Source organism: Paenibacillus rhizovicinus (genome assembly GCF_010365285.1).
In the GTDB taxonomy this organism is placed as follows: Bacteria; Bacillota; Bacilli; order Paenibacillales; family Paenibacillaceae; genus Paenibacillus_Z; species Paenibacillus_Z rhizovicinus.
The window spans coordinates 10,668-26,581 of sequence record NZ_CP048288.1 but is presented as its reverse complement, the minus strand read 5'-3'; the positions used below and the strand labels follow the sequence as shown (position 1 = coordinate 26,581).

Sequence of the window (15,914 nt, the reverse complement as noted above, 5' to 3'; positions counted from 1 at the left end):
TATACGATGGCTAGAGAACGAATCAGCTTGGTAGACGATGCGGTGAAACGAGAGGCAGCCCTGAGAGCGCAGATACTTGACGGCGAAATGACTCCAGAGGTTTTCGCTGGACTCCCAGAAGATGACAAAGTATACGTCAATAATGTCCTGTTCAAAATGGCATCTGAAAAGATTGAGCCAAACCAAGGCACATCGGCACTAGAATTCATTTTGTTCGGGTTCATGCGGATCATGACGAAGAAGATGAATGGCGTTAGTTTGAATGCTGACGACCAGGAAGTTGAAAGTAAACTCAATGCAATCTTGAGCATTCACCAAATTACAGATGGCAAAACCATGAACAGCGACTGGCTCTTCGACTATATGGGATACGCCTACAAGAAATCGGAAGAATTCCTGCAAAATCGAAAGGAACATATCGAAAGAAAGATCAACACCATTGGAGAAGCGTAATGCATTGCAATGTAGGACTTTGAGTTTATCGAACTAAAGGGTTACGATAATATAGTAATATTTTCCTACTAATCCCCCTTGCTGGGATTAAATAAAAAAAAGGAGTGTGAGGGCAAATGGCATTCTTGGAATCTCTAAGATCCGCAGCAGTCCTGGCTACAGCCGGTGATACGCTATCGCCTGCCAAAGTCTTAAACCTCATCTATTCCGTAGCCCAAGGCAAAGTGACCCTTAACTGGGATCCAGTTACCTTGAACTCGGATGAGACGGCGATTGACGACTTGGCTGGCTACCGCATCTACCGTAAGGATTCTGCAGGCGATTCGTTCGCATCCATCGGCACCGTTGCAGCAACGACTTCTTCGCAAGTTACGACTTACGATGACACGACTGCATTGGACGGAGCATCTTACATCTATGCGGTTTCCGCAATTGATGATGAGCTGACTCCAAACGAAGGCGAAACTTCCGACGACTTGGCTGTGAAGACGATCCCATCGATCCCTGTGAACCTGGTTGCAACTTCCGGCGACGGAATCATCCGACTCACTTGGGATGCTGTTACCGACGGCGCAGCGCCCAAGAAGAACGAAAACCTCGCAGGCTACCGCCTGTACCGTAAGGTCGCTACAGACGCTGGAGAGCATCAGTTCCTTCTGCAGCTCGGCGCTGGCGTTACGCTGCATGACGATAGCACGGTCGAGAACGGTGTCCAATACAGCTATGTTGTATCGGCCATCGACGACTCTCTGTAATCGTCCGGACCAGAAAGAGCATTTCTGCCTCGTGTGGAAATGCTCTTTCTTTATGTTCAGGTTCTGATATAATAAGTGTGTAATGTCTTGCATAGGACGTGATGATATGGATATAATCCTAACCAGCGAAAAAGGGGCGACATTCAAGAAAAACATTGTCGCCGAATGGCAGCAGCACCCGGTCATTGTCGATGACCCGATGTACGAAGCTTACCGGCCGACACCCTTTCAATATGAGATCGAATCCAAAGCGGCCAGCCAAGCGATTACTATCGCTTTTGATTATGCAAACCGGCTGACGGAGACAGAAGCGAAGTATGCAGTGATCTGCCTGCACCAAGCCGGGAAATGGACAAAGATGGCTACAACAGTCGATGCCACGCAGAAGCAGCTCATCTGCCGGATCAATGTGTCTGGAACGATCGCCATATTTATGAACGAGTATTGGTATTCAGACAAAACTCAAGAGACCACGGGAGACGAGTTCCCGCTTTGGACTTTCATTCGACAGTCTAAGGAAAGCAATGCGCAGCGATTCATGAACTATCTTGCCATGCAGATCGAAGTGGCCGAAGATGACATCGACGATATCAAGAGCCAAAAGTTCATTCCGCTCCTAAATACTCGCATGATCGATTGGGTGTTTATCTATGAGCTGCCGATCATTAATGCCGAAGATACAGCTGTATTTCGATCTGCCGGCATCGTCATACCGCTGCTTCCGGATCTCAAGAGCTTCTTCTTCAATAAGCTGGGAGAAGGAGCGATCGTTGATTATACCAAGCGTCGGATGTATTCGCAGTTCAAGTACAATCCGCTAGAAATCGTCATCAACGGCAGCTCGATCACGGCCACGCCGATCCCGCATCAAATCTGGAATCCATTTGATGAGTTCGGCCTGCTGACCGGCGTCGAGCGGCTCCATCAGGAGAAGAACGTCGATTACAAAGAGCGGATCCTCGATGCATTCCGGTACCCGGCAAACAGCAGTGATCTAGGACTTACCCATGCGCTTGGTCGTGAACTGAACCTGATTAAGCGGATCACTTGGAATAATGACCTGAAGAACCTCGTCATCAAGGGAAAAGGGATTGATGAGCGAACACTGCGCCTGGATGGACGGCCGCTGCAGTTGAACACCTACACCGTGGATGCCGACGGCACGATCATTATTCAAGCCGTCAATCAGGGTAACAAGCATGTCGTATCCTTTATCCAAGGAATCAAGAAGCATGAGCTTCACGATCAGGAGGATGAAGAGCTGCATCTTTTGATGTATCAGCAAGACGGCCAGGCAACGGCGACATTGGAAAACTGGGTTGCCTATATCAATCAGGTTGCGCCGATCATGTGGGGCAAATTCAACTGGGACGAAGGTTTCTGGGATACTATCGATGCCTCGCTCACTGGACTTGGTTATTTACCGAATATGTGGGATTCCGACATTGAAGTCTGGAAAAACTATATGTTTGAGCCAAAATCTCCTGTTTTCTCTTAATATCTCTTAAAATCTGATATTCTCTCATTTACATGATTTTGGTAATGCGTCTATAATGGATCTATAGGCCCACTACCAAAGACTAGGAGATGACAGAATGAAGAGAAGAATTTTAAGCAGCTTTATCCTCTTGGCTATGATCTTTACGATCATCGTACCGGGAGTCAGCTTCGCAGACGTTGATCCAACAAAGACCACTGTTGCTCAGCTCACGAAGGCCGAGATCGACGAGCTATACAGCATGATTAAGACGCCAAACCTAAACTTCGGCGACAAGAAGATAAACGCTTTGGCAGAAACCAACTTTAGCTCAGCGACAGCTTTTGGGGATTATGTAAGGACAACGAAGGACGGATCGAACACCAGAGCCAACCTGAACAAACTCGGAAAGCAGTGGCTCGCCAAATGGAACAAGGACCGGCCCGTTCTGATTAAAAAGTACAATACGGATATCAACAATATTATCTACCACATCGATCGAATGTATAGAGTTGGCTTCTCCGTTTTGAGCAAAGAAACGAAGCAGGTTTCCGCAAAGGAATGGACAACTCTTGATGCTGTGCTTTCCGAGGCACAATTCGGGCATCGCAAAACGATTGTGAAACAGCACTGGAAAGAGCTCCACGCTTTGATCGTAGCAGATCAGCCGGCCGCTCCGATCAAAGAGGATGACAAAACTACACTGCCGGATGCAGAGCTTGATTACTTCCTGACCGGTTATGTCCAGCAGTCTAACGACTTAACGGATATGATCGAGAAGTTGAGGGATAATCCGACGGGTTTACAGGAGGCAATACGTGTAGCTAAATCTTGGAGAGAAATCTGGGATCGGGAAAAGGCGGGGCTGCTCAAGTATGATCAAAACGAGATCGACGCTGAATCTTACGTGTATCTGGTCGATAACTTCTACGACAAAGCCTACATGATTTTGTATGCGACCAGCTTCGACAAAATTCCGGAGTCCGATTGGACAAGCTTTAGAGAAGCCCATTTCGCTTTACAGGATTACAAGAATCGGGTTTCCCTGAATGCGGGCAAGGACGCAAACTCCGGTGGGAGCAAACAAGAGACACCACAGGTATAAACAATCATGCCAGCACCTTCGGGTGCTGGCTACTCTTACGAAGGGGTGAGCCACATGAGCAAAGAGCAGAAGCATGCGTTTCATTCCGGGATCGGGGACAATGACGATCTGCAGGTCAAGCAGCCATCATCCGAAAACCAGACGCTTCCGTTCCAATACGCCGCTCGTATGCGGGGAAGACGAAAGCATGAAGCAATGATTTATCCGGAGCTGTCGTTCCAATACGGCATCCAGTACAAGGGAGACCTATTCGTCAATGACAATGAATCTCCCTACAAGGCATCGATTGATGCTTACCCCGGCAAGAAGTTTGAATACAAGATCACGGAGCGGCGAAAATTGCCTGTAGAGCGAGATTGGGAAGTGAAGTTAGACATCGGCGGCGTCGTTGGCGTTGACGCCATGAAGTATCGTGTCAATTGGGGCGTGAGCTACCAGGTAGGCGGATCCGTTTCCGCCAAGTCGCTGTTTGATTTCTCTTCTGGTAAAAGCGCTTATGTGGGTGCAGGAGCCAATAATGTGTGGAAACTGGCGCCCAACGGAGAGTATGTTTACGAGACTGTGAACCGGACACACTGGAGCGGGGCTATCTCCAAGGAGCATTATTCCAAGACGGACTATTCCGTATCGACCGACTTCAAGCCGATCCTCTCAACCGTTGATGCATCAACCGGAGGACAGGATGATGATGTAGTTGCTCTGATCTTCCGGGCAAAAGACGCTCGTAACTTCTATATGGCCATGTGGGAGCGACATGATCGTACACCGGGGTCCTGGCGGATGGCAGGGCATTTGGACGGCGCCGATGTGTTCACTGGAAACGACAACGGCGAATGGGATCAGTACATGATCAAATCACGAGACTATGCTGACCGTATGGATGTCTACGAGAACGAAACGGGCTGGAAGCAGAACCACTTCAGGGTCTACAAAGTTGTGGACGGCAAGCTGACGCAAATCACGCAGGCTAATGATCAGAACACCTTCGGGTGGGTGATGGAGCAGACCAACAGCATCGAGGTGCGCTGTATTGGTGATACCGTGGAAGTGTATCTGGCATCACCGAATTACACGCTTCAGAAAATGTTCGAATGCAAGACGGCATGGACAAATGGCAGCTTCGGCATTGCGAACTTCTCGCAGGCCGTGCAGTTCTATAAGATCGATTTTGCTGACTACAAAACCGTAACCGGCTCGACCGAGTGGGATAGCTACACAGGCACCGGGGAGAAGACGGTATCTACTAACGCCGACCAGTACATCAAGCCCAGCCTAATCGCCAAGATTGGATCGACGCCGCAAAATTATAAAGTCATATCGATTCAGGGCGAAGTGCAGAATCCTACAACTGGATCTATCACGGCCTCCATCGGCGGCCCAGTGAAGGTCAAATCGTTTAATCCTGGCAATGCTGGTGAAGTCATATCGAGCACTGCAACCAAGAACGGCAAAGCCATGATTACGCCGGACAATATCGGCAAGGAAAAAGGCAATGTAGTCATTGAGGATTGCAATCGCCTGTTCCAAGTCGAGATCGCCAAATTCAGGCAAGATCATCCGGACCTATCGAATGTCGTGCCGGTGTTCACGCTAATTAAGCCGGGCAAAGACGACAACCAATATGCGTGGGACGATAATCAAAAGCTCACGATGTGGATGACGCAGGCGGAGGAGAAGGTAACGGAGAAGTCGTTTGTGGAGACGATCTATGCTTATCAAGATTGGGTAATGAAGCCACTCGTTGCTGACTTTGGCGGCGGGAGCTGGGTCGAGTATGCACTTGAGACGTTCAACAATAGCGGGACCGTGAATCCGGACTACGATAAGATCCAATGGGCCGGCGGCGGCGGAAGCAAGATCACGACAAACGGCAATGACATTCTTATGCTTAAAACGACGGAGTGGTATAAGGGAATCTTCCCGGCCGACATCCATAACGAGGGCACGGTCACGAGCAGCAAGAAGCTCTATATCCAGATCCCGCCGATGCCGGAGCATTACGTCGAGCCCTACAAGAATACGCCGATGCCTTACTTTTATGAGGACGTTCATTTCCTGCTGCAGAAGTCCCCAATCGGCAAGCCGCATGTCTGGATGTACTGGGAGAGCAATCCGAGTCTCACAACACGGAATGCCACACAGAACAATCCAATGACGAGTACGCCAATTATAAAAACTACCATCATGGCCGATCGTGTTGTCGTTGTCTGTGACCCGGATCCACGTTATATTCCATGGACTTCTGGCCAGTACCTTGGTTACGGAAAAGTGAACGGCAAGCGACCGTACATGACCCAGCAGCTGGGCAAAGCAGATCTGGTAGACGTGCCGGCCGAGGTTGTGTTCCTTCCGGAAAACCTGACACATATCCAAGGGCCTTTCATTGAAGTAGATGACCCCAGGGTGACATTTATCTACAACGAATACAAGAAAGCGATCACCTTCTCTTCAAGCTACATGGACAAATATATCTGGTACACGGATTGGTTCACGCCGTGGAAGGAAGACACAAGAACGTTTGAAGCAAAGCGAGACGCCTTCACAATCATTACAGAGCCAGTGCAGGTGCAGCCCACGGATGATCCAAATTACGATCACAATGTGATCGTCGATCACATTGAGGTGACAAGTGGAAACCCATTCATCTCGACTTGGGTCGAACAGATCCCTGGCGATCAAGGTGGACTCTTCGGCACCTATTACAAGTTCCCACAGATCACCGAGGTTCGGAGCCAGGCTTTCAAGGTAGGCGGTGACTACAAGCGTAAGCAGCAGATCTTCAATGTAAACACGGAGGATGTAGAAGCATACTTCCCTGGCGAACAGGCGATCCAATCCTATATGGCTGGCAGCGAGCCGATCAGAGGGACAATTAAAGCCAAGGAGTTTCAGACGGTAGCCGTCATAGAAGTTGCAGCTGGCCAGCCGATTCTGTCGATCTCAGGTAGCTTCATGAGTGATGCTGGCGAAGAGTATCCGGATCTGAACGTGGTGGCGCCGAGCGGCGAATCGTTCGGGCTGAACTTCATGAACGGCACATGGAGCGAACATGCACTTGAACTAATGGACCGCAGCTCATGCTCGAAATATGCGTTCGGTGGCGATCAAGATGGACAGGAGTTGATGACTTTCACTGATCCGGATCCAGGCGAATGGACTGTCATCGTGAGAAATGCCGGACCACAAGATACCGCCTATCTTGTAACGCATAACATGGGGGCGCCAACTCAATCATTCACCATGGATTATCTGCCGGATCCAGGCACGGTAATTGTTAAAATCAACGGCACGGTCACGACAGATCTCACGACAAATCAGAAGACGATTACATTAACATCTGCTCTGCAGCGCACAGATGTGGTCCGGATTGAGTACAAAGCCGGCGGCCGGAAAGTCGAAGAATTACCAATGCGCAGCGCTTTCTCATTTACAGAATCTGATCCGATCAAAATTGAATCAGTGAAGCATGACGGAGCAGATATCCCGCAAGATGCCAGCAATGGCTACACGGTAAACGGTAAAGATTTTGAGCTCCACGGGTCGGCAATTATGCCTGGCGATGTGATTGTAATCTATTCGATTGGCGAGGTGAGCAATACCTTTACGCTCAACCATCAAGTCGGACTGGAAATCCAAGTATTCAAAAACGGCGCCGAACTGGATGACACGAAATTCAGCATAACTGGCAATCAGCTGATAGTGCAGCGGGAGATTCTTGCCATGAACGATTGGATCAATATCCAATCCTATGTGGTTCTTTCGGAGTTTGACCCAACGAAGGACAACTATTTGGGCGAGTTCGCCTTCTCTCAAATCGATCAGGCTATTAATTTCGACTGGGGAGCATCTTCTCCGTTTGATGTCCAGGCATCTGGCTTCACCATCATGGAGGCAATTGAGCCGGAAATGGATTACAACTACGATCTGGATCTGGAAATCGTTTATCCTTCCACGGATCCGATTGATCTGAGTAATTTCACGAATGAGTGGATGATCTGGAATGAGAACCCCAGCGACGCCGGTGATTGGCATGGCCCTCCGGAAGCCGGATACACCGAGGTGACGAACCTGAAAAATCAGTCATCCCGCTCCGGCTGGTATAATCCGAACCATGTAAGCTTCTCAGATTACACCTTCAGCTTCAAAGTTCAAGAGCGCAACTCCGGTGACGACGATATGTATGGGGCGATCTTTCGATTTGACCCTGCCACGAAAAACTTTTACTCGTTCGAATGGGATGCAAGAGGGCTCTCAATCAATGGTATGGCCGTGTATCGTAACATCTGCACGAATCCAGCGTCGGCGGGATCGCTCACCTACACGAAAGACCAGTTGGCCTATGTGCCGGAGCCTTGGACATTCGGAGCCAGTGAAACACACACGATTAAAGTGGAGCTCATGGGCAAACGTATCACGGTGTCAACTGACGATGTTCAGAAGATTGACTTTGTGGATGAAGATCCAGCAGCGTTGATGATGGGTGCATGGGGGCCGTTGACCGCATCTCAACCGAAGACGTACTTCTGGGACTTCGACATTACGAGATATATCAAATACTCATACCTGGACGATGCCACACTGCGTCATTCGCTGCAGGCTTCATTTGCCCGGCCAATCAGCGACAAGAGAGTAGAAACGCTTGAAGTGCTGGCAAAGACCCTGACTGAGGAGTTTACGTCCGATCTGCAGAGGTTCTTGGCCGAACACACTGACCTGCAGCAAGACCAGCTGGCACTGTCATATATCATCAGTCAGGACAGCAGCTCTTACCCGGTCTATGTCGGATCAGTAACTGGCACGGAGCGGGAGAAGCAGACATCTGACGGAAGTCTGACCGTGATATCCGATGTCGCAGCAGAGCCGAACACCGCACCGGCTAAGCCTCAATATGGCGACTATACAGAGGTGGATCGAGATTATTTGGAGCCGGATCTGCCGACCGGTGTTTATGTGCCGCAGCAGCCGGAGCCGTACATCCCGCCGATGACACCGCCTGAAGACGACACGCCAAACGACGGGTTCGCCATTAACTGGCGTGGCTACATTTGCCCGCCACTGGATGGCTATTATCAGTTCAATGTACAAGTGGACGATGGCTTCCGGTTGTGGATTGACAATAAGATCGTAATCGATGCCTGGTCGGATAACGCAAGCGTTGAGTATGGTGGCTCGATTTTCATGGAGGCAGGCAAGACATATCCGGTCAATGCCAACTACTATGAGAATACCGGCGCCGCCATGGTAAAACTGGAATGGACAATTCCGGGGCAGGAACGGCAGGTAGTCGGCAGCGAATATCTTACGCCGTATCTTGGCTACACGGTTAAAGCCATCATTAAAGAGGCCACACCGTTGCCGTGGAGCCCAATGATTCATTCGGGTCACTACTATTTCCAGGACAGAGAGTTCTTCCTGTATGCACAGCCGGTGAAGCACATTAAGACGCCGGTCGATAACCGAGTGCTTGTGCAGCCCCGGCCGCAGCAAGGATCACCAGTCATTGTGAGAGACAATACCGGAGGGGCCTTGCGGAAGGTAACGTTCTATGATTCGAACTGGAACATGACGCTCGAAAACACAGAGTCTTTCAGTGGGAACGGATATGCAGCGTATTATCTTTCCTATTCAGACATTGATCCTGCGACGCTCAAGGTGAAGGTGAACGGCATTACGGTAAAACCAGTATTCGATCTTACGAAATCTTCAATTCAGTTCATGAACGCCTTGGAATTTTCTGATATAATTGAGGTTAAGTACAAACTGAATTACAGTTACATGCTCGATTACAATTATGATGTGAGCGGAGATGTCGCAATGCTCACGCTCCACTCGAACTATGTAGCTGAAAGTATGAAGAACATGGAGATCCTCTACGAAGGCGCCAAGAATACGCCGTTCTACCGAGCCGAGGAGATCGTATTCAATCCGCTTTTGAATCATAACCATCGGGGGTTCTTGTATATGACAGAGCGGACAGAGGACGCTGTAGACCGCATACTGATCACCGTGTCACCAAAGACGCTGCCGGCAGACGGTCTAAGTAAAGCGACGATCACCGCACAAATCAAGGACTTGAACAATAATCCGATCGAGAATAAGCGGATCGAAATCTACCGGGATGGCGAAATCATCTATACCGGGATGACAAACCAGGCCGGCGAGGTGTATAAGTTGGATCAGCCGATTGCACCGGCCAGTCGGATCTCGAAATACGAGGCAATCTGTGAGGGTAAAAGCTCGACCGGATTGCTGAATTATTATGAGCCTGCCGTCGCCGACCGCTACCACATCGTACTGAATCCGAGCAAGACAGCTATTCGCTCGGGCCAAAATGAGCAAACGATCATTACAGTTTCGCTCAAGAACGAAAACTGGATCGGACTTGGCGACAAGTCTATCACAATCTCCTATAAGGACACGAAGGGCGTTACACGAAGCGAAGTCATTTTGACAAACAGCAGCGGAGACGCCAAGATTGCCTTGAACGGGATCAATGAAATCCAGGGGCAGATTGCAGTTCATGCCAATTTTGACATAGGTGGCGAAACAGCAAGCAACTTCATTTATATCAAGGTGATTGGCGGTTAACCCCGCCAGTCGCTTTGCTCCTTGAAGGGGAAGGTGAGAAGCACATGAAAGAGTTCAACAAGATGCTGCCTAACAGCACCTATGCTTTGCGGGTTGGAGAGAAAGTGCCAGAAGGCGACGTGAATCTGGCTTTTGTTCATACACCACGAGTAGATTCTGATCAGAACATTTCCCTGATCCATACCTCATCTACGCCTGACAATCTAATCCCAATCGACCAGATTGAATCAATGGTCGTGCCGGACGAAAATGGAAAGCTGCAGTATGCCACAGTTCTTTCCGAAGACCAGCCGATCGTGCTGCGGGCGCCGTATGACATGTTCCCATCCAAGGAAGTGAACATTACCAAACGTTTCATCCGAAACGAGCACACGGTCGCCGCTGCGCTGTATTATCGTTTCGAGATTTTCTATCATTACGACAGCGAACCGGGCGAGCCGGAGAAGGTGATCCGCTATACAGGAAACCAAATTCAGATCACCGACGAGAACGGTAATCTACTGGATTCGACGTTCAAATACATCATCTTCGTGCAGGCTCAGGCTGCGGTGCCACCGGAAACCAAGTCCAATGTATACCGGCCTGGTTGTATCTGCAATTCAATACCGATGAGGAGAAGACCTTCAAAGTAAGGTACAACCATGTGGATACACCTGCGATCGACGCCAACGCACGGGCGGTTAAGAAAACCATTGAGCTGTACTCGAATCAAGTCAACGGGAATGCAATTGAAGGCGGGAAGCTTCGGATCATCAACGGGGTTAGCGCCTTTACTGAAGCGACACTAGCGCAGGTGGAGTCGGCTGGAGAGCTCAAAGAAATCTATGCGTTCGAGGAGCGGCCGGATGTGGATGGGTACCGCATTTATGTTCCGCAAAAATCCAAGAGTGATCCACGAGAAGCACCCATGTTCAGCTACAGGGTTAATGCTAAATACAAGGACGAGAACGGCAAGGAGCGGGTCATCACGACAGGCTACATTACGGATTCCGTTCTGCCCAAAGAAGCACTCCTTGAGCATGAGATGTTGGATTACGCAAACGAGTGGAAGATGCTCGGGTTAAAGTCTGGATCAGCCGTCATGGATGCTCGCAGCACCATGGGCATGATGATTCCAATCGACATGCCATCGCTGCCGGCAGAGACGATCTACACGGTAGAAGATGCCAATGGAAATCTGCTCTACACGACTGAGCAGGCAGCAGATAATTCAAGCGTCACCAGCGCCGTGCTGCAGAGCGGCGGAGAGCCGGCCAAGGCTAAGTCCAATGTGGCCACCGGAAATTGGGAGGGGGCCGAGGAGAGCAACGTCCGGATCAAGAACGATGCAATAAAACATCGTTGCACAATTATTCCAGAGCAGCAAAAACAAGAGCTGCCCTTCACCTGGACGGCGAGCGGCGAGGGCCAGATCATCGAGAGCACAACCCTGCAGGCGACATGGGGGATCAAGCAGCAGATCTATATTATCCATCAAGCTACGACGGAAACTGGTACGACTCTGAGCAGCTGGAACAATATCGGACAAGTGACCAACCGGTCTGACTGGAAAGTGGTGCGCAACAGCGGCGTTGAGGAAATCTATTTGACTCGAAATGAGATCGATTTAGGTGGATTCTACAATCCGGCGGCGACCGGCAAGAAAGACTATATGTTCTCGGCCGAGGTTCATGTCGAAGATCGTGGCTACGATGATGACGTTATCGGCATCATGTTCCGTGTGCGAGACTCGAAGAACTACTACGTGTTCGCTTGGGAGCGCAACCAGTTGAACAACTCGGTTGCCGCTGACAATAACGGGGCAGGACGGATTCTGATGAGTCATCGTGGGCATCAGCTGTCGTCAACACGTCATCGATTCCAGGCTATGCGTATGAGCCAAACTGGAGCAGCTACCTTCAATACAATCAAAGCTTTACGAACAAGAAGAAGAAAGTATTCAAAGCCGTTCCAAACATCTTGCCTTCGTACAATAGTGCAGACGAGCCACACACTAGATTTCAGTCTGATAAGACCGGCGTATCTTACATCGATGTCACAGCCTACAACAAAACGTATAACCCGTCTGGCTGGGCGACTAGCAGCAAATATAAGATCACCGTCGTCGTACAGGAAGATGAGTTCCGGATTTACATTGGTCAGCCTGGCAGCACGGAGTTGGGTGAGCTTGTTTGTATCGGAGAGGACACCGGGAGCCACGATATCCCTGACAACGGAACAAAGAACTTGCCGAAACATACCGATGGATCCTATGGAATATTTAACATCTCCCAGCAAGAGTGCTATTGGTCGAAGTTGACCTTCACTGAGCTTGAGGGGAAGGAAGCAGCGAGTGAGATGTATCCGGTCGAGTTCACATCCAATTCGGAGATGAAGTTGAACGATACAAAAGCAGAGGACATTCTCAAGCCGAAACTTGATGCGCTGACTGCAGGCAAGCCGATCTTCCAGCCCGTTGATCCAATCCAGTTCGTTTCCACCGGACCGGTACAAGGCCGTATCAAGAGTGACGGTTATGTGTATGGCTACACGAATGACCCGCAGGCTGGCGGCACCAAGATCACTCCTTGGCGCACGAGCGATAACGGCATGGACATCAATGGAACAGGTATTGCATTCTTATCTCCCGATGGCACAATGGGGTACGAGTTCAAGCCGGCCGAGATTGATGCCGAGATTCCAGAGAAAGTGAAGAACTTTGCCTGGAGCATCCGCAAAACCGGGGGAGACAGCAGCGTAACCGTATCGCTCGGTTCCGGCAATAAGCCGATGGCCAGCGCACCGGTGCCGCCGATCTATCCGCTCGGTTCGCCATACACAATCGATGAGGATGAAATCTACAAGCACGAGGGAGTCAAAACACTAGGCACTCTCTTGGGCGATGGTGGGCTGCTGACGAAACTAAACCTCGGCGACACGCCGCTGCATGAAGTTCTGCTCCGCATTGAGCGTGGGGAGAACGAGAGTGGATTGAACGCCGAGTACCGGGTCAACTACCGATTCCTGTACAACCTGAATGGGAACAAACGATTTGAAGTTGACCAGATCAAGCACGGGGTAAACCGGATCCGCCTCCGCAATGTCCTGAAAAAAGGAACGGATGAATTTCTGGATGCACTGAAGGTGAACCTGGTCGCCTGGACGAACTTCGAAGTTCTCTCGGCTGTGCCGGTGCTTGCCATCAAAATTGACGAGCGGCATAAAATTGATATCGAGAAGCCACGGGTAGAAAAGAGATCCTCGGAGCGGGAGAACTGGTACCTGCGGGTAAAAAACGGCCGATTCAAGCGGCGCATCCGGCTGCCGTATTACGAGCCAGAAGAGCGTGTGCCGCAATTATACCTCTCCAACCCGGAGTTGGTCGCCTATCGGCCTCAGAGTGCCGGAGATTCCGTAGAGGTCGTGCTTGACTATTCCATTCCAGAGTACGAAAATCAGGAGTTCACGAATCTCCCAACAATCGTAGTGGAGAAAGAGTATCCAGTCGTCCTCAACGAGCAGATGATTCAGGTTCAGTTCCGGCCAATCGTACTTGCTTCAGAGGAAGGAGTCAGCTATCTGGAAGTCAATGCGAGTCGGATTAACAACAACCGCCGCCTCCGTGTCTCGGATGTGGATGCAGAGAAAGGCATTATTTATCTGCACGATCGGATCCGGGACCAAGACGAGATCACCGTACGCTATGCGTATCGTGAAGACTGGTACACGTACCGTGGATTCTACAGCAGTGACAATACTGAAGTCATTGATGTCGGAAGTCCAGTTGACTTGGAAGTCCGGTACCATGCCGATCTGCATGCCGAGGGCATCATTACGGAACAGACCGGCGGCGGGTCAGGAACTTTTACGAAAGCCTTGATCTTGACTGATAACGAAAGCGAGTATACCATCACAGGCATCTTCTCTCAGATGTACCATTTGCTGCTATCCAAAGGACTGGCGGTTGACCAGGACAAATGGACAATAAGCAAGGTGGCGAACTACAAAGATTACGATCTGATCATTGTGGCTTATATGATGAATCCTGTGCCTGCTGAATGCGTGGCAGGAATCCGGAGTTTTATCGCAGCGGGAGGATCTGCTATCATCACCGCCGAGCACTCCGGATTAACGGACTGGAACGCAAACTTTCTAAGCATCGTTTCTCAGGACTTTCCGGATCTGACACTCGTTCCGGACGCTATCGTAACCACAAGCGGCACGTTTAACACGAGCCACCCGCTTGCTCAAGGATGTACGAGCTTTACAATGCAGGCAGCCTCCTACTACAGAATTAGCGGCAGTCGTATTCAGCCCGTTGCTTACTCGAATGGACTTCCGGTTGTGGCTGCTTATGAAAACGACAAGCAGCGGATCGTGTTTATGACGGACTGCAACGCCATGGATGATGAGCGTGGTTTCCAGAATCCTGGAAACCGACGGATGATCGAGAACATCCTCAGCTGGACGTCTTCGCCGGTGTACAACGATACGAAAGAAACGAAGGATGCCTACGTCTCGAATAAGTTCACGACGACGATTCCGTCCAAAGAGACGGCATTTGATCAGCGGATCAAGGTGGCGAGCATTGCACTGTATACGGATTTTGGAAACGAGATGAAGCAGTTCATCGATAAGTATAAGGCGGCAACAAAGCTTACGTTGACGCCGATGGCGGCTATTGAAGGAGCAACGCTTGTGATTGTAAAGTCCGAGTTCCTGTATCAATCCGACGGGAAAGCGATCGGGCAAAGGGAAGCCTCCTTTAACGACGTAATTGATATTTACGTGACTGTCACCGTACCGGTGGTCATGAAGGATCAGAACAAGCTGCTTCGTTTCTTCCACATGGATTTTAATCCGACGCCAGGGCACAGCTTCACGCTCGGAAAGAACAGCTTCCACCGCTGGGTGCCGGTGAATGAAAAGGTAGAAGAATATGCGATCATAGAGGCGCCAGGCAGCGAGCTGCTGGTCCGCCAGATCAACGTGTACCTGAAACCAACAGGCATCTGGCTCGCAACGGAAACAAGCACAGATCTGATTGCCGGCACGCTCAAAACAGCATCAATCTACCATACGGACGAGGACTACTGGTTTAATCCGAAAGACGGCATGTTCGATTCGACAATGCTTCGGCTTGGCCGAGTCTTTGTTCAGGCCAACTCGGACATTTACAAGGACATGGTAATTCTGGACACCCGCTCCCGAGGTGGGGGGCTCGACGAGCAGCTCAGTCGGGAAATCATCGCCCGAGTGAACAAGGAGAGCTTACACCACTGGGATATTGGTTATTTCGACGGCGAGGCATACCAAGAGAATGGCGTCATGATCATTCATTTGCCACGCAAGCTGCTGGAGACATTCACTGAATCGCAGATCCAAGCATCGATTGCCAAGCACAAGGCATACGGGCTCTTGCCGATCATCGAGTATCATGATGAAGACGACAGTCTTGAAGTGACAGAAATATAGTTTCCGTGTAACGCATTACATGATATTATAATGGTAATGGCTGACGAGGTGCCGCCCATTGGGGCGGCCCATTATCTTGTTA

General features: G+C 50.1%; 8 protein-coding genes. All 8 read left to right on the top strand.

The window, feature by feature from the left end:
* The first annotated feature begins 6 nt into the window (after positions 1-6).
* The gene (locus tag GZH47_RS32600) at positions 7-453 is read left to right on the top strand and encodes a hypothetical protein (RefSeq protein ID WP_162645773.1); all 447 of its coding nucleotides are present in this window, start codon (positions 7-9) and stop codon (positions 451-453) included.
* Between the two features lie 116 nt (positions 454-569).
* Entirely contained in the window at positions 570-1,208 is a 639-nt protein-coding gene (locus GZH47_RS32595; protein WP_162645772.1) for a fibronectin type III domain-containing protein, read from the top strand.
* A 106-nt stretch (positions 1,209-1,314) separates the two neighbouring features.
* Positions 1,315-2,706, top strand: coding sequence for a low copy number virion structural protein (locus tag GZH47_RS32590; protein WP_162645771.1), 1,392 nt, complete (start codon positions 1,315-1,317; stop codon positions 2,704-2,706).
* Between the two features lie 97 nt (positions 2,707-2,803).
* On the top strand, positions 2,804-3,790 hold the full coding sequence (locus GZH47_RS32585) for a hypothetical protein (RefSeq protein ID WP_162645770.1): 987 nt from the start codon (positions 2,804-2,806) through the stop codon (positions 3,788-3,790).
* A 54-nt stretch (positions 3,791-3,844) separates the two neighbouring features.
* On the top strand, positions 3,845-10,378 hold the full coding sequence (locus tag GZH47_RS32580) for a PA14 domain-containing protein (protein ID WP_162645769.1): 6,534 nt from the start codon (positions 3,845-3,847) through the stop codon (positions 10,376-10,378).
* Between the two features lie 44 nt (positions 10,379-10,422).
* On the top strand, positions 10,423-11,010 hold the full coding sequence (locus GZH47_RS32575; RefSeq protein ID WP_162645768.1) for a hypothetical protein: 588 nt from the start codon (positions 10,423-10,425) through the stop codon (positions 11,008-11,010).
* 11 nt (positions 11,011-11,021) lie between these two features.
* The gene (locus GZH47_RS32570) at positions 11,022-12,677 is read left to right on the top strand and encodes a hypothetical protein (RefSeq protein ID WP_162645767.1); all 1,656 of its coding nucleotides are present in this window, start codon (positions 11,022-11,024) and stop codon (positions 12,675-12,677) included.
* Between the two features lie 38 nt (positions 12,678-12,715).
* Positions 12,716-15,832, top strand: coding sequence for a hypothetical protein (locus GZH47_RS32565; RefSeq protein WP_162645766.1), 3,117 nt, complete (start codon positions 12,716-12,718; stop codon positions 15,830-15,832).
* Positions 15,833-15,914 lie beyond the last annotated feature (82 nt).